This is a genomic window from Streptomyces sp. TSRI0107, from assembly GCF_001905845.1.
In the GTDB taxonomy this organism is placed as follows: Bacteria; Actinomycetota; Actinomycetes; order Streptomycetales; family Streptomycetaceae; genus Streptomyces.
Genome location: NZ_LIVZ01000013.1, coordinates 197,898 through 215,399 on the forward strand (window position 1 = coordinate 197,898; position 17,502 = coordinate 215,399).

General features: G+C 71.1%; 15 protein-coding genes. 9 read left to right on the top strand and 6 right to left on the bottom strand.

The window, feature by feature from the left end; all coding sequences use genetic code 11:
- Positions 1 to 169: 169 nt before the first annotated feature.
- Positions 170 to 544, top strand: a complete 375-nt coding sequence (locus tag AMK31_RS31690) for an ArsR/SmtB family transcription factor (RefSeq protein ID WP_073944141.1) — start codon at positions 170 to 172, stop codon at positions 542 to 544.
- A 599-nt stretch (positions 545 to 1,143) separates the two neighbouring features.
- Here AMK31_RS31690 and arsB read toward each other — a convergent pair.
- Positions 1,144 to 2,235: an ACR3 family arsenite efflux transporter gene (gene arsB, locus AMK31_RS31695; protein WP_073944142.1), complete on the bottom strand. Its 1,092-nt coding sequence runs from the start codon at positions 2,233 to 2,235 to the stop codon at positions 1,144 to 1,146.
- The gene (locus AMK31_RS31700) at positions 2,232 to 2,540 is read right to left on the bottom strand and encodes an ArsR/SmtB family transcription factor (RefSeq protein ID WP_073944143.1); all 309 of its coding nucleotides are present in this window, start codon (positions 2,538 to 2,540) and stop codon (positions 2,232 to 2,234) included. The genes arsB and AMK31_RS31700 overlap by 4 nt, the downstream gene beginning before the upstream one ends.
- A 37-nt stretch (positions 2,541 to 2,577) precedes the next feature.
- Between AMK31_RS31700 and AMK31_RS42325 the strand changes: the two genes are divergently transcribed.
- The 5 genes from AMK31_RS42325 to AMK31_RS31720 all read left to right on the top strand — a co-directional run bounded on the left by AMK31_RS42325 (position 2,578) and on the right by AMK31_RS31720 (position 5,438).
- Positions 2,578 to 2,946 carry a hypothetical protein gene (locus tag AMK31_RS42325; RefSeq protein WP_338013056.1) on the top strand — a complete coding sequence of 123 codons (369 nt, stop codon included), beginning with the start codon at positions 2,578 to 2,580 and terminating at the stop codon, positions 2,944 to 2,946.
- Between the two features lie 43 nt (positions 2,947 to 2,989).
- Entirely contained in the window at positions 2,990 to 3,409 is a 420-nt protein-coding gene (locus AMK31_RS31705; RefSeq protein ID WP_073944144.1) for an arsenate reductase ArsC, read from the top strand.
- Between the two features lie 429 nt (positions 3,410 to 3,838).
- Positions 3,839 to 4,042, top strand: a complete 204-nt coding sequence (locus AMK31_RS31710; protein ID WP_073944145.1) for a hypothetical protein — start codon at positions 3,839 to 3,841, stop codon at positions 4,040 to 4,042.
- Positions 4,039 to 4,623, top strand: coding sequence for an RNA polymerase sigma factor (locus tag AMK31_RS31715; protein WP_079187004.1), 585 nt, complete (start codon positions 4,039 to 4,041; stop codon positions 4,621 to 4,623). Before AMK31_RS31710 ends, AMK31_RS31715 begins: the two co-directional genes overlap by 4 nt.
- Positions 4,624 to 4,658: 35 nt before the next feature.
- Positions 4,659 to 5,438 (top strand): hypothetical protein, encoded by a 780-nt coding sequence (locus tag AMK31_RS31720; RefSeq protein WP_143204278.1) that lies wholly within the window; start codon positions 4,659 to 4,661, stop codon positions 5,436 to 5,438.
- Between the two features lie 78 nt (positions 5,439 to 5,516).
- Here AMK31_RS31720 and AMK31_RS31725 read toward each other — a convergent pair whose 3' ends face one another.
- Positions 5,517 to 6,077: a putative immunity protein gene (locus tag AMK31_RS31725; protein ID WP_073944147.1), complete on the bottom strand. Its 561-nt coding sequence runs from the start codon at positions 6,075 to 6,077 to the stop codon at positions 5,517 to 5,519.
- Between the two features lie 277 nt (positions 6,078 to 6,354).
- Here AMK31_RS31725 and AMK31_RS31730 point away from each other — a divergent pair, with 277 nt between their 5' ends.
- The 3 genes from AMK31_RS31730 to AMK31_RS31740 all read left to right on the top strand — a co-directional run bounded on the left by AMK31_RS31730 (position 6,355) and on the right by AMK31_RS31740 (position 14,145).
- Positions 6,355 to 12,903 carry a non-ribosomal peptide synthetase gene (locus tag AMK31_RS31730; RefSeq protein ID WP_241842782.1) on the top strand — a complete coding sequence of 2,183 codons (6,549 nt, stop codon included), beginning with the start codon at positions 6,355 to 6,357 and terminating at the stop codon, positions 12,901 to 12,903.
- 151 nt (positions 12,904 to 13,054) lie between these two features.
- Complete coding sequence (locus AMK31_RS31735) at positions 13,055 to 13,264, top strand: MbtH family protein (RefSeq protein WP_073944149.1); 210 nt, start codon at positions 13,055 to 13,057, stop codon at positions 13,262 to 13,264.
- A 65-nt stretch (positions 13,265 to 13,329) separates the two neighbouring features.
- Entirely contained in the window at positions 13,330 to 14,145 is an 816-nt protein-coding gene (locus AMK31_RS31740; RefSeq protein WP_073944150.1) for a methionyl-tRNA formyltransferase, read from the top strand.
- 258 nt (positions 14,146 to 14,403) lie between these two features.
- On the opposite strand, the gene AMK31_RS31745 is transcribed toward AMK31_RS31740, so the two are convergent.
- The 3 genes from AMK31_RS31745 to AMK31_RS31760 all read right to left on the bottom strand — a co-directional run bounded on the left by AMK31_RS31745 (position 14,404) and on the right by AMK31_RS31760 (position 17,466).
- Entirely contained in the window at positions 14,404 to 15,204 is an 801-nt protein-coding gene (locus AMK31_RS31745; RefSeq protein WP_241842783.1) for a hypothetical protein, read from the bottom strand.
- A 127-nt stretch (positions 15,205 to 15,331) separates the two neighbouring features.
- A complete protein-coding gene (locus AMK31_RS31750) occupies positions 15,332 to 16,354 on the bottom strand; it encodes a hypothetical protein (protein WP_073944152.1) in 1,023 nt (340 codons plus the stop codon).
- 713 nt (positions 16,355 to 17,067) lie between these two features.
- On the bottom strand, positions 17,068 to 17,466 hold the full coding sequence (locus tag AMK31_RS31760; protein ID WP_073944153.1) for a PPOX class F420-dependent oxidoreductase: 399 nt from the start codon (positions 17,464 to 17,466) through the stop codon (positions 17,068 to 17,070).
- Positions 17,467 to 17,502 lie beyond the last annotated feature (36 nt).

Consider the following 17,502-nt stretch of genomic DNA (forward strand, 5'->3'; position numbering starts at 1 on the left):
GTGCCGGGGCTCGCGTATGCCGGGCCGGAGGTGCGGCGCAGCCTGTCGTCGAGAGTCCCTGTGTGGCGTCGACCGGGATGCGGACCGCGTGGCTCGGTTTCTGGCTGTCCACCTTGCGAGTCGGTGACGGGCCTCCCCGCTCTGGTTCGACGTGTGTCAACATAGACGCATGTCGAATGCGAAGGTGCTGCCGCTGCTCGAAGCCGAGGGCCGGAGCGTGGCGCCGTGCTGCCCGCCACTGACCGAGCGCCCGATGACCGCCGAGGAGGCCGAGACGGCCGCGCGGATGTTCAAGGCGCTCGGTGACCCGGTCCGTCTTCGGCTGTTCTCCGCGGTGGCCTCGCACGAGGGCGGCGAGGCGTGCGTATGCGACATCTCCGACGTCGGCGTCTCCCAGCCCACGGTGTCCCACCACCTGAAGAAGTTGAAGGAGGCGGGGCTGCTGACTTCCGAGCGGCGAGGCACCTGGGTGTACTACCGGGTTCAGCCGTCCGTGCTCGCCGTCATGGGCCAGCTGCTCGTGGGTGCCTCGGCTGCGGGATGACCCCACCCGGGCTCCTGCTCGTCACGTCCGGGGACGCTGCGGCGGCGAGCGGTCGCAAGAAGTGGTAGTGGACGAGGCGGGCGGTTGCCATGCGAGTGGCCGAGGCCGGGCCGGTCCAGGCGCCGTAGCCGAGCAAGTGCGGCCGCGGCGCTCCAAGGGCGCGCCTGCCGTCGGTGGGGATGTGTCCGCGCGCGCCGCGCAGGTTCAGCAGGGCGAGTTGGGCCAACACCGGGTGGCATCCGGTTCACCAGATCACCGCAACCGCGCGGGTCTGGCTGCCGTCGGCCCGCCGGACGTCGTCGGAGGTGAGCCGGGCGAACATCGGTTTCGCGGTCACGAGTCCCGCGTCGAGGGCGGCGCGGACGGGCGGCGCAGCGACGATGTCGCCGAGCGAGGCATCCCGCCGGTGTCGCTGCGTTCGGCATCGAGGGGCGGCCGTCGATGTCTTCAGCCAGGAAGAGTTGCGGGCACAGGGGCACCTCGAAACCGCTGTCCAGCCCGAGGTCGGCGACGATCTGAGCGCCGGAGTTCCCGCTGGCCGCCGATCACGACGACGCGCTGGCGCCTGGTGCCGGATCGCCTCCCAGGATCGTGCTGCGTCATGCACCCGGCTGCGCGACCGTGAACGTCCGCCGCCATGCCAGCGAGACATACACCAGCGCGACGAGCACCGGCACCTCGATGAGCGGGCCCACGACGCCCGAGAGGGCCTGGCCGGAGGTTACGCCGAGGGTGGCGATGGCGACCGCGATGGCCGGCTCGAAGTTGTTGCCGGCGGCGGTGAAGGCGAGGGTGGCGGTGCGGTCGTAGGGGAGGCCGATGGCCTTGCCCAGCGTGAACGTGCCGAACCGCATCACCGCGAAGTACACCAGCAGCGGCAGCGCGATCCGGGCGACGTCCAGCGGCTGCGAGGTGATCGTCTTTCCCTGCAGGGCGAAGAGGATGACGATCGTGAACAGCAGCCCATACAGCGCCCACGGCCCGATCTTCGGCAGGAACTTCTGCTCGTAGCTCTCGCGGCCCATCTTCTGCTCGCCGATCCGGCGGGTCAGGAAGCCGGCCGGCAGCGGGACGCCGAGGAAGATGACGACGTTCGCTGCGATTTTCCACATGGAGATGTCCAGGTGCTCGCCGTCGCCGAGGCCCAGCCAGCCGGGCAGCAAGTCGAGGTAGAACCAGCCGAGCAGGCCGAAGGCCAGGACCTGGAAGACCGAGTTCAGCGCGACGAGGACGGCGGCTGCTTCGCGATGGCCGCAGGCGAGGTCGTTCCAGATGATGACCATGGCGATGCAGCGGGCCAGGCCGACGATGATCAGGCCGGTGCGGTATTCGGGCAGGTCCGGCAGGAAAATCCACGCCAGCGCGAACATCACCGCAGGTCCGAGGATCCAGTTGATGATCAGCGAGGAGATCACCAGCTTCCTGTCGCCTGTGACGGTGTCGAGCTTGTCGTAGCGGACCTTGGCCAGGACCGGATACATCATGATCAGCAGGCCGAGCGCGATCGGCAGGGAGATGCCGCCGATCTCCACCTTCGCCAGCGCGTCGTCCAGTCCGGGGATCACCCGCCCGAGCCCGAGGCCGACGGCCATGGCGATGAGGATCCATACGGCGAGGTAGCGGTCGAGCGTGGAGAGCTTGGCGACGACGGATGCTTCCTGTGCCGTCGCGGGCGCTCCAGTGCGGGTCACGGGCAGGCCCTCTTGTTGTCGGCGGCGGTGCGGGCCCGCTCGGCCAGGTCGGCGAACTGCCCGGCGAGCGAGGCGACGACGTCCGGGCGGAGCTTGTAGTAGGTGAAGCGTCCGCACGGCTCGGTATCGACGACTCCGGCCTCGCGCAGGACCTTCAGGTGGTTGGAGAGGTTCGTCTGCTTGGCGCCGGTCTCCTCCACCAGGTGGGTGGTGCACAGCGTTTCGTGGGCGAGCAGGGCCACGATCTGGAGCCTGAGCGGGTCGGCCAGCGCCCGGATCAGGTCAGCGTCGACTGACGGCATCATGGGCTGATAGTGTCACATCACCTGATGCTGATATCAGTTGGGGCTGACCTGTGACCCGTCGAAAGGGTCTGTCCATGTCCGCCGTTCCCACCCCCGCCCTTCTCTTCCCCGTCCGACGAGCGTCTGGCCGCCGGCGTCGCACGTCTCGGCCCGAACCGTCAAGGGTCTGCTCACCGGCTCCTACCAGCGCCCGGCTGGCGCCGCCTCCGTCACCACGCACCTGGTCGAGCCGGCCGAGCGCTTCACCGCCGAACGCCTCGACACCCTCGCCTACGTCCAGGGCGTGCCGGGCGCAGTGCTGCAGCGGGTGCCGGCGGCGTTCCGATCGGAGTCGTCCGTCAGTCCGGGACGACATCGACATCGACCGCGCATCACCGACTCGATCGCCAGCCTGCCGAGCACCTGAAACCCTGCAGTACCTGCCACTCACCCTTGTGAAGGAAGAACGCATGTCCTCCGCTCCGCTCGCCTCCGTGCTGTTCGTCTGCGTCCACAACGCCGGCCGTTCGCAGATGGCCGCCGGTTTCCTCCGGCATCTCGCGGGCGACCGCGTCGAGGTTCGCTCTGCCGGTTCCATCCCCGGCGACCAGGTCAACCCTGCGGCTGTTGAGGCGATGCAGGAGGTCGGCATCGATATCTCCACCGCCAAGCCGAAGATCCTCACCACTGAGGCCGTCCAGGCGTCCGACTACGTCATCACGATGGGCTGCGGCGACGCCTGCCCGATCTTCCCCGGCAAGAAGTACCTCGACTGGGCACTGGAAGACCCGGCAGGCAAGGGCGTCGACGCCGTCCGCCCGATCCGCGACGAGATCAAGACCCGCATCGAGGCCCTCATCGCCGAGATCGACGCCCAACAGGAGGCGTGAACTCCGCGACACAGCCCGACGAGGCACGCGAGGTCATCGTCATCGGTTCCGGCCCCAGCCCCTGCTGTTCGCCACCCCGGACACGGACGACGAACCGGCGTCGGCAGTCGTCCCCGCCCCCGTTGGCTCGCTGTCGGGATCGCCGTCTCCGCCGGTGACGCGCGGAGGGAGTCGGCCCTGCCTGTCTGGCAGCGCCCGCTCCGGTGTTGTGCGGCCGCTGTCGGGCGCGGGGAGGGACGGCGCACGCGCTCTACAGGGGCGCGTGAGTAATGGAATGCATACGGTTCCCAAGAATTTCTGGGTTCGGCGTGCACACTTGCCTTCCCTTTTCGGTTGGCTGATCGATGAGGGCGCTACCGCTCTTCCGTGTCGACGGCGGGGGCCGGCCGGCCCGGCACCGGTCACCGAACGGGAAGGATTTCGAGGCAAGTGGATCTCGACATGGCTGCTCATGTGCTGACAGGGGTGGTCGCGGTCCGGGTTGTCGCAGGTGACATCCGTCCACTGGGCAAGCGCCTGCCGAGTGCAGGCGTGCGGGTCGGCGCGGTGCAGCTTGCCGCACAGTGCCGGCGGGGGGAGCCCGCGAGCCGGCGCAGCGGCGTCGGTGACGAGCGCCTGAAGGAGAGCCTGTGAGCGATCAGCAGCCCGACCCGTGGGCGGATCAGGCAGTGCGGGATGACCTGGCCGCTGTGCTGCCGAACACCTTCGTCGCGTTCTACAGCAGGCAGCACAAGGCGTATCTGCGCTATGCGCATGTCCAGTTGGGCAGCCGTGCAGAGGCCGAGCAGGTCGTCGAGGACGTCTTCGTTCAACTGGCGCGGGCTTGGACGCATGTGCTGCAACAGCCCAATGTCGATGCGTATGCCTGGGCAGCCCTCAAAGGAGAGGTGGTCCGCCGCCTGGACATAGAGGGACGGAGCCTGGCACTCGTGGAGACGGCCGCATTCGCCGCTGTGCGCCGGGCGAGCCGGGCCCGGTTCACCGTCCTGGAGTCCAAACTGGGCCTGTACGCAGCGATAGCTCGGCTGCCGGAGCGTCAGTACGACGTGATTCTGCTGCGCTTCGTGCTTGGTCACCCCATGCGGCGAGTGGCGGAGCTGATGGGCATCTCCTATGGGACGGTGCGAAGCCACCTGCGCGGAGCGCGTCGGCGCCTCTCCCGCGATCTGGGGATCGACTGGGCAGCGGAAGGCATGGAAGAGGAGGAAGGATGAACCGGGGGAGTACCAGGCAGCCGCCTGTCGATGAGGTGCTGGCCGACGCCGAGGTCCTGACGGACGAGTACGCGGACTTCGACGAGCGCGCCGCGCTGGACCGGATCGCCCGTCGCGTGGTGTGGGACAGCGCCACCGACCTCGAAGACCGCGCCCGTTGGATCCGTACCGCCAGCGGCGCCGCAGGCCGCACCTCGGACGACATCCGCTGCGCTGTTCCAGCGGCCCTGCATGAGCGCGCCGCCCACGAGTTGCAGGCCCTGTGCTCACACGTCGTCCACGATCCGGCTGCGATCGCGGCGATGGCGCTCCTGGTCGATGACCGAGCCACCATCGAACCCGGTGGCGCCTTGGCATTTGCATGCCTGCTGTACCTCGCCGATCGGCACGAAGCCGCGCAGTTCTGGTGGCAGTTCGCCGCCGGCGCCGACTCCTCCACCGCCGCTCACTGCCTCTACCTGCACCATCTGCAGCACAGCGAACTTCGGGACGCGAGGCTCTGGTACGACCAGACAAGCGAGCTGCGTCGGCTGGACGAGAACCCGAAGCTCCAAGTCACGCCGTCGCCATGGCGGGACGACGCTTGGCCCCCGCCCTCGCGGAGCGTGACCTTCCTCACCGTCTACGAGGTCGACGACTCGGCGGCGGTCATCGATGACACCACTACACCGCTGTTGGTGGTCCCACTTTCCGACTCCCTCGCCGAGGCCGTCCGCCGCCTGGACGTCGACAACGACGCCGATTTCGGCACCATCCCCAAGCCCGATCCTGATCTGGCCGCGCATCTGGAGGACTGCGTCACCTCGGAAGCCTGACGAGCGCATGCGTCGGCTTGGAACTGGTCCCGCCCCCGACAGAACGCGGTCACGTCACGTCGCCCCGCTGACGTCACCTCAAGGTGACGACGGCTCACTGAAGTTGCGGGAACGAAGGTCAGCGTCCAGCATGCGCGTCAATTCACCAACCCGTCCACCACCTCCCGGTGCCGCTGGGAAGCGTTTGAGTACTTCCACGACCACCGGCATTGCGCGATGCCCTGCCCGCTCGACGTGTTCGGCACCAATGGCTGGATCATCGCCGGCAGCGAGTTCCGCTGCCCTGGCCGCGTGAGCGGCGGCTCCGAGAATGTGCTTGACCTGGGTGGCCTTGGCCAGCGGATGCAGGTAGGCGGCGCCTGCCGCGGACATCGCTGCCCGCGCTGCCTCTCGCGCAGCATCAGTGTCCGCGCTCTTGGCTGCCTTGAGGGCCGCCCACGCCGTGTCGCGCAGGGACTTTCCTCGCCGACCACCCCGGGCGAACTCCCACGCGGCACCGATGGCATCCTGAGGCCGCGAGTCGTCAGGCTGATCGGCCTCGAATACCTCCAGCACCACTTCCGCGCACGCCGCCGCGAACGCGGTGACCTCACGCAGGTCTTGCATACTCAGAGCGATCTCGCCCTCGTCTGTTGGCATGCGTCCATCATCGTCCATTGCGCTGTACAGCACGGTGGCAAGGGTGATGGCCGCGATGTTCGCGGAACAGGCGCTCGACCAGCGGGCGAACGAGGTGGGCGGGCCTCGTGCGCAGCTCGCACTGCCACGCACGCCCTACAACCTGCCCAACACCACGCACTACAAGAAGACTTGTAATCCGATCGAGCGGCGAGACTACGCCATTCGGATTACGCCCTGCGAGGCCGGCCGCGCAGTGCGTTTGGATGGTTTGGTGATCGTTTCAGCGACCGCAGACATGCAGCCAGGCGCGCCACGTGAGCACGCCATCCCCTTGCCAGTGCATCGAGCTTTCGCGGCTTCCGCACATAACCGGCCGGATGCGACCGCCCTCGTGGAGGAGGGCGGTCAACGCTGGTCGTACCGTGAACTCTCCTGCTGGGCGGCCGCGGTGGCGGCCCGGTTGCGCGAGAGCGGAGCGGGCCCGGGAAGTACGGTCGCGTTGAGGATGCCTCGCTCGGCTGGGCTGGTTGCCTCGCTGCTGGCGGTCTTCGAGGTCGGCGGCGCCGCCGTGGTCCTCGACCCGCGTACCCCCGCCGAACGGCTGGAGGCCATCCAGGCGGACGCCCGTTGCTCGGCCGTCCTCGTCCCGACCGGGACGGACACTGGCGGCCCCGGCCCCGGCCCCAGCCCCGGCCCCGTGATCATCCCGGTACCCGGCCTGCCCGAGACCCTCCGCGCTCAGCTGTCTCCGGACGGACCGGACGGACCGGACGGACCGGACGGTCCAGACGGTGAATGCGACCGTGTCGCCTGCGTGTTCTACACCTCGGGCTCGACCGGGCGGCCCAAGGGCGTCCAGCTCACCCATCGCAACCTCGGGCGCTTCGCCGCCGACCCGCACTGGGACGGGCCCGGTCACCGCGTCACCGCGTTGGTTTCGGCACTGGGCTTCGACGCCCTCAGCTACGACCTGTGGGTGCCGCTCACCCGAGGCGGCACCGTCGTCGTCCCCGCCGAGGACCGGGTGGATGCGCACCGGCTGGCCGCTCTGGTCTCCGCCCACGGCGTCACCGGCGTCTTCCTCACCGCCGCCTGGTTCGGTCAGATCGCCGCTGACGCCCCGGGCACGCTGCGCGGGCTGCACACCGTGCTCACCGGCGGCGAGGCGGCCGACCCGCGGGCATTCGCCCGAGTCCGCGCCGCCTGCCCGCAGTTGGTGCTCGGTCACGTCTACGGCCCGACCGAGTGCACCACGTTCACCACTCGACACCTGCTGGCTCCCGGCGAGCCGGTGGGAACGGGCCGGGTGCCGATCGGCGACGGTCTGCCCGGTGCCGCGGTGCGGTTGCTGGGCCCGGATCTGGCCGAGGTCCCCGCCGGCGAACCCGGCGAGGTGTATGTCGCGGGGGAGCAGGTCGCACTCGGGTATCTGAACCAGCCCGCGATGACCGCCGAACGCTTCGTCGCCGACCCGTACGGCCCGGCCGGTGCCCGCATGTACCGCACCGGCGACCTCGCCGTACGGGGCCCGAGCGGGGCGTTGGAGTACCTGCGGCGCGACGACGACCAGGTCAAGATCCGAGGCCACCGGGTGGAGCCGGGTGAGGTGCGCGCCGCCCTGGCCGCGCTGCCCGGGGTGGCACAGGCAGCCGTAGTGGTCCGCGAAGGGCGGTTGATCGGGTATGCGGTCCCCGAGCACGGCCGCGCCACCGCCGGCGCGGAGGGGCTTCGCGCGGAGTTGGCCCGACGGCTGCCCGACTACCTGGTGCCCTCAGCGGTGGTGCTGCTCGACGCACTGCCGCTGACGGTGAACGGCAAGGTCGACCGGGCGGCGTTGCCCGCGCCCGCTGCCTTGCGCGCCGGTGCAGTCGGTGCGGGTGTGCCGAGCACGGCCGCGGAGAAGGCCCTGTGCGCCGCCTTCGCGGAGCTGCTCGGCCTGCCCGCGGTCGGCACCGAGGACGACTTCTTCGCCCTCGGCGGCGACAGCATCGTCGCGATGCGGTTGGTCAGCCGGGTGCGGCGGGAGAACGTGGCGATCAGCTCGCAGGACGTGTTCCGGCTGCGCACCCCCGGTGCCCTGGCCGCCGCAGCGCAGGCGGCGGCCCCGGCCGCGGACCTGTTGCACCTCTCGGCCACCGGGCCCCTCGACCTGCCGCCGATCGCCCTGTGGCTGCGGGAACAGGGCGCGGGAACAGCCGAGTTCGTCCAGTCGATGCTGGTGGAGACGCCCCCCGGACTGGAGCACCAGGCGCTCGTGGCGGCACTTGGGACAGTGCTCGACCGGCACGACGCGCTGCGCACCCGGTTGCCCGACCCGTCCCCGGAGGCGGTGTGGCAGCCCGAGGTGCTGCCACCGGGCGAGGTGGACGCGGCGCGGCTGCTGGCCACAGTGGACCTGCGGACTGTGCCCGACGGACCTTCGGCGGCCGACGTCCAGGCCGAGGTCCTGCGCGCCATGCGTGCGTTGGATCCGCCCGCCGGGGAACTGCTGCGCGCGGTCTGGTGGGACCGGGGCCCCGGGCGGCCCGGCCGACTGCTGCTGGCCGTGCATCACCTCGTGATCGACGGCGTCTCGTGGCAGGTACTCCTGCCGGACCTGGCCAGGGCCGCCGAGGACCCGCAGGCGCTCGGCGCCTGGGGAACGAGCACCCCCTACCGGCAATGGGTGCAGCGGCACAACGCCCGGGCCACGTCCCCGGAGGTGCTGGCCACGCTGCCGCACTGGCGGGCCGCTAGCCTCGCGGCGCCCACGGCCTGCCCCGTCGGCGGGTCCCTGAACGCCGAGTCGGACACTATCGCCACCTCGCGGACCATGGAGTCCGTACTGCCGCCCGAGGTCGGCCGGGCGCTGCTGACCGGCGCCCCGGCGCACTTCGGTGCCACCCCGCAGGAGCTGCTGCTGACCGCGCTGGCCGTCGCCTCGGCCCGGCGCGGCGGCTCACGCGTCCTGGTGCTCGACACGGAGGGACACGGCCGGGACGCGGCCGGGCCGCCCGCTGACGCCTCCGCCACCGTCGGATGGTTCACCTGCATGTTCCCGGTCCGGCTCGAGTGCCCCGAGAGGGCGGCCCGCCCCGCGGCCGACCCCGCCGAGGAGGAAGCGGCGCTGGCAGAGGCAGTGCGCGAGATCCGTCGGCAGTGGCAGGAACTGCCGGCGGACCGCTCCTCCTACGGCCTGCTGCGCCACCTGCACCCGCAGGCCGCGGGACTGCTGGCCGCGGCCCCGGCCCGGCCGTTGCTCTTCAACTACCTCGGTCGGTACGGCGCGCCGGGCCGCGACCCGTGGCCGTACGCCGCCGAGGCACCCGTGCTCGGCATCCACCGGGCCGCTCGGCAGCCGCTGTCGCACCCGCTGGAGATCAACGCGGTGGTCGACGAACGCTCCGGCGAACCCCTGCTCACGGCCGTCTGGCGCTGGTCGGCGCGGTTGGTCGACGGCCGGGACGTGGCGGGCCTGGCGCAGGAGTGGGCCGATGTCCTGCCCGCGTTCGCCCGAGCCTCTGCCGCCGCCGCTCCTCGGGAGCAGACCGGGAGAGCGGCCGTACCTGCACAACGTACGGAGGAGCAGTGGCCGTGCTCGCCGCTCCAGGAGGGACTGCTCTACCACGCCCACCGGGCGGACGGCGCGAGCGACCCGTACCACGTCCAGACGGTCCTGGACCTGGACGGGCCGGTGGACGCCGGGGCACTGCGCGCCGCGGTGGCCGCGCTGACGACCCAGCACCCGGCGCTGAGGGCCGGATTCCGGTGGAACTGCCAGGGGCAGGCGGTGCAGACCGTGCCTGCGGCGGTCGAGGTGCCGCTGCGGGAAGCCGACCTGTCCCGGCTCCCGCGGGACGAGCGTGAGCGGGCCGCCGAGGAGGAGGCCCGCCGGGACCGGGACGAGCCGTTCGACCTGGCCTCGCCCCCGCTGCTGCGAGCGGTGCTGCTGCGCCTTGGCCCAGGACGATCCCGGCTGCTTCTCAGCTACCACCACATCCTCATGGACGGCTGGTCGATGCAGGTGGCCCTGGCCGACCTGGCCGAGCTGTACGGCTCGGCCGCGTCCGGCGCCGCGCCGGCCCCCGCCCCGCGGCCCTCGGCGCTCGCCTACCTGCGCCACGTCGCAAGGCAGGACGTCGAGCTGGCCGGCAAGACGTGGCAGGAACTGCTGGCCGGCGTGACCGAGCCGACGCTGCTGACCTCCCCGGTCCCCGGTGAACACGGCCGTCCGCGCACGGTCCTGCTGGAGCTGTCAGCGCAGCGTACGGCCGCCCTGCGGGCCCGGGCCCGGGAGCGGGAGCTGTCGCTCAACACCGTGATCCTGGGCGCCTGGGGGCTGGTGCTGGCACAGCTGACCGGCCGTACCGACGTGGTCTTCGGCACGGTCGTGGCCGACCGCCCGCCACACCTGTCCGGGGTCGAGTCCATGGTCGGCCTGATGAACAACGCGGTGCCGGTGAGGGTGGACACCGCCGCGGCGGCCGACCGGGGCGACTTGCTGGCGGCCCTCCAGGAGCAGCGGACCGCGATGATGCCGCACCAGCACCTCGGACTGGCGCAGATCACCCGGTCCACGGGGCTGCGCGAACTGTTCGACACCGTCGCCGTGCTGGAGACGTACACCGACGCCTTCGCGACCCGCTGGGGCCCGGACCTGCGGGTCACCTCCAGCCGGGTGGAGAACGGCACCCACTACCCGCTGTGCCTGCTGATCTCGCCCGGCGAGCGCATCACCGTCCGGGTCCAGTACCGGCCGGGGCGGCTGACGGAGGACGGTGCGCGGGTAGTCGGCGCCCGGCTTCTGGCGGCGCTGGACGCGCTGGCGGCCGACCTGTCCGTACCCTCGGCGCAGCCGATCGGCACGGTGCCGACGGCGGCCCGGCCCCCGGCCGCGGAGCACAGGGATCGACCGGCGACGGCCGTACCCGTACCCGTACTGGAGCGGTTCGCCGCGCAGGTGCGGTCGGCACCCGGACGGGCGGCTGTGGTGGACACCGCGGGCACCCTTGACTACCAGGGCCTCGACCTGGCCTCCGAGAGGCTGGCCGAGGAGCTGGCCGACCGGGGCGTGGGGCCCGAGGACGTGGTCGCTCTGTGCCTGCGCCGCGGGCGGGACGCGGTCGCGGCGATGCTGGCGGTCCTGAAGGCCGGTGCCGCCTACCTGTGGCTCGACCCCCGCCACCCCGCCCAGCGGGTGGCGGCACTGGCGGCCGAGGGCCGACCGAAGCTTCTGCTGTGGCAGGCCGAGTTCGCCGACGCCTTGGCACTTATCCCGGACGGGACGACCCGGATGCTGCTGGAGCCGCATCACGTCCCTCCCGAGGCTCATCACGTCCCTCCCGAGCCGCATCACGTCCCTCCCGAGCCGCATCACGTCCCTCCCGAGCCGCTGCCCGGCACCACCGGCCGCCGAACCCGGCCGCCGCGCCTACCCGGCCACCCCGCCTACGTGGTGCACACCTCCGGAACGCAGGGCGTGCCCAAGGCCGTGGTCATGCCCGGTGCCGCCCTGGACCGGCTGGTGGACTGGCACGAGCGGCGTCTGCCCGCCGAAACCGGCTCGGTGACCGCACAGTTCACCTCCATGGCGTTCGACGTCGCCACCCAGGAGGTCCTCACCGCGCTGTGCACCGGGCGGACCCTCGCGGTGCCGGACGCGGACACCCGCGCCGACGCCGCCGCGTGGACCGCATGGCTGCGTGCGCACCGGGTGACCGAGCTGTTCGCCCCCACCCCCGTGCTCGCCGCACTGTGCGAGTTCGCCGACGGTGAGCGTGAGTCGCTGCCCGACCTGCGCCACCTCGTGCAGGCAGGCGAGGCGCTCGTGGTCGGCCGGCGGCTGCGCGCGCTGTGCGAGCGGGGCGGCAAGCGACTGCACAACCACTACGGCCCGGCCGAGACCCACGTCGTGACCGCGGGCGAGGTTCCCGGCGAGCCCGCCGACTGGCCGGCCCGCCCCGGCATCGGCCAACCGGTGCCCGGCACCCGGGCGATGCTGCTCGACACCGGGCTGTGCCCGGTCCCCGACGGACTGACCGGAGAGCTCTACCTGTCGGGGGACCAGCTGGCCCGCGGCTACCTGGGCCGGCCGGGGCTGACCTCCGTGCGGTTCGTCGCCGACCCGTACGGACCACCCGGCTCACGGATGTACCGCACCGGCGACCTAGCCCGCCGACACCCGGACGGCACTTTCGAGTTCATCGGCCGCAACGACGACCAGGTGAAGATCCGCGGTCACCGGATCGAGCCGGACGAGGTACGGGCCGCCCTGGCCGCCCTGCCCGGTGTGGTCCAGGCAGCCGTGGTGGCCCGCCCGGACGGACGCGGCGGCAAAGAGCTGACCGGCTACGCGGCCGGATCCGGCGCAACCGGAACGCCCCTGGACGGCACCGCACTGCGCGAGGAACTCGCACATGTCCTGCCGGACTTCATGCTGCCCTCCCAGATCGTGGTGCTCGACGCCATGCCGCTGACGGTCAACGGCAAGGTCGACCGCCGCGCCCTGCCCGAGCCGACGCGCCGGCCGGCCGAGGTACGCGAGCCGCGAACGCCCGCCGAGCGCGTGGTGACCGACGCGTTCGCCGAAGTGCTGGGCCTGGACCGCGTGAGCGTGGACGACGACTTCTTCGCCCTGGGCGGGCACTCGCTGCTCGCCGCCCGACTGCTCCAGCGGCTGCGCGAGCAACTGAACCCGGCGGCCACCCTGGCCCAGGTGATGGAACGCGCGACTCCCGTGGCCCTGGCCGCCGTCCTCGCGCCGAAGCCTGACGCGACGCCAGCGACGCCAGCGACGCCAGCGACGCCAGCGACACCGGCGACACCGGACGACGCCGTCGCCGAACACGCGACCACCGAGGCCTGAGCGCGGGCCCCCGGCCGTCAACGGGACCGGGGACCGCGCCTCCTCACCGTCACCGGGGACCGCGCCTCTCCACCGTCCAACCCCCTGGATTGCTGCCGGCACGCACCCCGCCCCGGCGATCCGGCGTGCCTCCGACCTCCCGAGGAAACCCATGAACCCCTTCGACGATCCCGACGGCGTCTTCATCGTGCTGGCCAACGACGAGGACCAGCACAGCCTCTGGCCCGCCCACATCACCGTCCCCGAGGGCTGGCGCGAAGCACACCCCCGAGCCGACCGCGCCACCTGCCTGGCCTGGATCGAGGCCACCTGGACCGACCTGCGCCCGCGCTCCCTGCGGACCGCCGAGGCCGAACGATGACCGCCCAGCCGACGGCATCCGCCGAAACCGCCCCGGACGCCGCCCCACCGCTGAGGATGGCCGTAGTGGCGGCGCTGCCACAGACGGCACCGCCACTCGTCGAGGCAATCCAGGCCCTCGGGCACGAGGTGCCGGTGGTGATCGGCTACCGGCGCCCGGCCGACTGGCCCGGGCACGTGCTCGGCGAACACGACCTCCCACCCGGAGTGGACCTGGCCATCCCCGCCACCCCGAAGCGGATCGGCGAACTGCTGCGCGCCTACGCCCCGGACGCGGCGGTGAGCTACGGATACCCCAGGAAGCTGCCCGCCGCCGCGGTGACCGCCCCCCGGCTGGGCACGGTCAACTGCCACCCCTCCGACCTGCCCGCCTACCGAGGCCCGAACCCGGTCGGCTGGGCAGTGCGCAACGGGGAACGCGAGATCGGCGTGACCTGGCACCGGATGGACACCGAACTCGACACCGGGGCCGTGCTGGCCCGTACACGCATCCCGCTGGACGGCTCGGTGTGGTCCTTCACCGGCATCAACTCACTCGTCCTCAAAGCCGCTTCGTCCCTCCTGCCGCACGTGCTCGGGCGGCTGGTACGCGGCGAGGCCGGCGAGCCGCAGCCGAAGCAGACGGACAGCTGGGCCGGCTTTTTCGGCGAGGACTACGCCACGGTGGACTGGTCTGCCCCGGCCACCCACATCCACACCCAAGTGCGGGCGTGGAACATCGCAGGCCACCACCCTCGCTGCGAGGGGCCGATCGCGCTGATCGACGGAAAACGATGGCGCCTGCGTCGCACGACGTTGGAACGGCCCCCGTCCGGCACCGGCCGCCGGATCGCCTGCGGCACCGGCGATCTGTGGGTACTGGCCGCCGACTCGGTCGACTGAACTGGGGAGACGGCCCTGCGGCTGCCCAACAGGCCGCCTCGGCCGCACGGTCTGCCCGTGGTCGTGCTGGGTCACGGTTCGTGATGTGCCGCGACTTGGTCCCAGCCCGGCTAGTACCGGGCTGGGAGGGGGAGGAAAGCCCGGCCGCCGGGCCCGCCTGGGCGGCCGCAGTGCTGGAGCCGCGGTGGCCTGGACGTTGAAGAACTGCCGGACACCGTGGGGCAACAGGCAGGCTGGGCCGGCCGTCGCTCGCAGGAGTTACTTCAGTGCTACCGCGTCGCCCGCTGACACGACGCGCGCGGTGGTCGTGGTGCCGGGGAAGTACCAGCGCCAACTGCCGGCCGACGTGGCGGTCACCTTGGTGCTCAGCTTGCCGTGATCGCCGGTCGTGACGGTCTTTACGGTGCTGTAGTGGGCGGCGCCTGCGGGACGGAACTGCAGCTTGACCGTTTGGCCGGTGTACCCGTGATACTCGAGGCTCTCCCAGTTCGCTCGGGTCAGCTTGCCGGTGACGGTGAGCGAGGCGCCCTTGGCGACGGGCTCGGGCGTGGCGTTGGTCGTCAGCTTGGAGGCTCGCTTGACCTTGTAACGGGCGATGTCGTCGGAGATCCAGTAGTCACCGTCGTTGGCCTTGACGGTGGCGTTCACCTGCCACACGCCGGCGGCCTTGTTGCTGTCGCTGTCGCTGCTGTCGGCGATCCAGGCCGGGACAATGGTCATCGTGGCGGTGCACACCGAGGTCGTCGACGACTTCTTGACGCAGTCGGTGTCGGTCCACTCGGCGAAATTGCCGCCACTGGTGCTGCCTGTGTAGAAGGTGCTGGCGTGGCTGAGACCCTTCACACCCGAGTCGTCCTTGATGGTGATGGCGACTGGGTATTTGACGGTCTTGGACGTACCGACGATGACGTTGTTGCCGCCGTTGACGACCGTCTTGGTGACCCGGACATCTCCCTCGCCTTCGGCGTGGGCACTGGTAGTTGTGACGAGCACGAGGATCGCGGCCCCGCCGGCCACAGCCCACTTTCCGCTTCGCCCCTGCCGTGTTCTGTTCTTCATGACCCTCCCCTTGTAGTTCCGCGATCTTACGATCACCGTGCGCCGCGCGAGGGTGAGATTCCGCGCCGGTCAGACACCTCGGCATTGAGTACGCCACCGTCCTGCCGGGACCCGGCTCCGGCGGGGCTCACTGAGTGACGAGGCGGAACGGGTGGTGCGAGTCGCGGGGGCAGACGGCGATGATCAGTCGGCCCCGGCCCGGTGAGACCCCCGTCGGCACGTTGGCGCCCATGACCCGGATGTCCTGCCGGTCCTCGCAGGGGACCCAGCTGGTGGTGGCGGGGTCCCATTCGCGTTGGTCAGCGGTGACCAGTGCGGTGAGCTTCGTGCCGCAGACCGAGCAGGTCAGACGCGCGGGTCCGGTGAGGTTCCAGGCGATGTGGCCTCCGACCTTCCAGCCGGGGGCCGTGGACAGGTCGTAGATGTACTGTTCGCCCTCGCCCTCATCCTCTTCCTCGTCCTGGTCCTCGTCTGCCGGCCCCGCCCATGCTTCGACGCGCTCCCACAAGTTCGCGGGGAGCTCTTCGAACCACGGGTACTCGATGACCTCCTCGGGGTGCACGACGCACGCGGACGGAACGAGTTCGGGACGGTCGACGACCTCGGGAACCGGCTGCTCGGTCAGCGGCGTGCCGATGTCCCGCGAGCGACGCCACCTCAGTTCTACGTGCATCTCGTGGCGGCTCTCGCCGTGCCGTTCGAAGGGGCACCAGAACACCTGGAGAAGATCCCCGTCCCCGGTGTCGGGCAGGCCGGGGACGTCCCGCCGGTACAACTGGGCGACGCCGATCAGCGGAATGGGGTCGGTATCGGCCAGATGAGGCGCGTGCCGACCGCGCTTGAAGCCGGCCAGCTCGTCGGCCTCCTCGGCGTTCGGGCCTGAGCGTGGATCGCGCCGCCAGGCCTGTTCCAGGATTTCCCGCGTGCGCAGCACATCGGCGTAGTGGTGGCCGCTGCCGCGCTTGTGCGCGAGCGTGCATACGGGCCAGGGGTCGTCGGCCGGCCACAGCATCGGTCCGCCGACCGAGCTGTCCTGAGCCGTGGGTGTGCCGCGGCGCGGGTGCAGCCGGGTCGCGGTGCGGCGCAGGACGGCCAGTTCGGGAAGGGCCGCTTCCACGTCGATGGGGCGGGGAGGGGTGGTACGGGGCATGAGCCGATGCGTCGCCTAGGTCGTAGGGCGGATATGGACAGCGGGCCGGAGGCGGGGGCCGAGGGCAGGCGGCCGGGGAGACTCTATCGAGGGGTTGACGACCACGCACTTGGCCAGCGGGCGCTGCTTCGATCACCTCGTAGGCGCGGGATCCCAGGTGCCAGACGGCCACCGAGTTGTACCGCGCAGGCCCCGACGCTCAGCAACCCGCCGGCGAGGAGGGCGCCTCGCACCCCGGCGTACGGCAGGACCAGTGCCCCGAGTGCGGCGCCGGACGCGATACCGGCGTGGTAGGCGCCGGAGTTGGCCGCGAGGGCGATGTCCGTGCGGCCCGGCGCGCAGTGCAGCATCTCGTTCTGGGTGACCATGACACCGGCCCGAGCGCACCGCCCATCAGGACCAAGCACGCGACCGCCGCCACCGGATGGGTGCCGACGGAGTACAGGCCGAGCATGCCCGCCGCCTGCGTGGCTGCGGCTGTGGGCAGCGCGCACTGCGGGAAGCGGTCCAGCAACGCCCCGGTGATGCTCACCCCGGCCAGACAGGCGACACCGAAAACCACGAGCAGGACGCTGACCGTGCCCGGCGAGAACCCGCTCACGTCGCCCAGGAACTTAACGACGCGACGACACTGGACAGGACCAGCGCGGTCAGTAGCCCTGTCGGCACGTGACGCCTGGGCCGGCGAGACCGGCCGGGGCAGTGCGTCAGGTTCAGAGGCTTCCGACGACCTTGCGCGGGGTGATGCGGACGACGACCCGTTGTGCATCGTCCTTGGCAGCGGGATTGAAGTCGGCGTAGTCCTTGCCGGTGTAATGGCGGGAGAGCTCGTTGATCAGCTCCTGGCCGCCCTCCGTGGTCAGTGTGGCGCTGCCTCGGACCTCGGCGTACGTGTAGGGGGCGTTCGGAGGGTTGATCATGACAGTCACGCGCGGGTCCCTGCGCATGTTCTGTTCCTTCCGCCGTCCCACGGTCGTGGAGACCAAGAGGTCGTCACCGTCTCGCTTGAGCCATACGACCGACAGCTGCGGGCTGCCATCGGGCTGGGTGGTGGCGAGGACCGCAAAGACTTGGTTGTTGTCGATGAAGTTCTTCAGGTCCCATGACAGCACGGGCTGCTCCTTCTTTTCATGCGGCAAGGACCTACT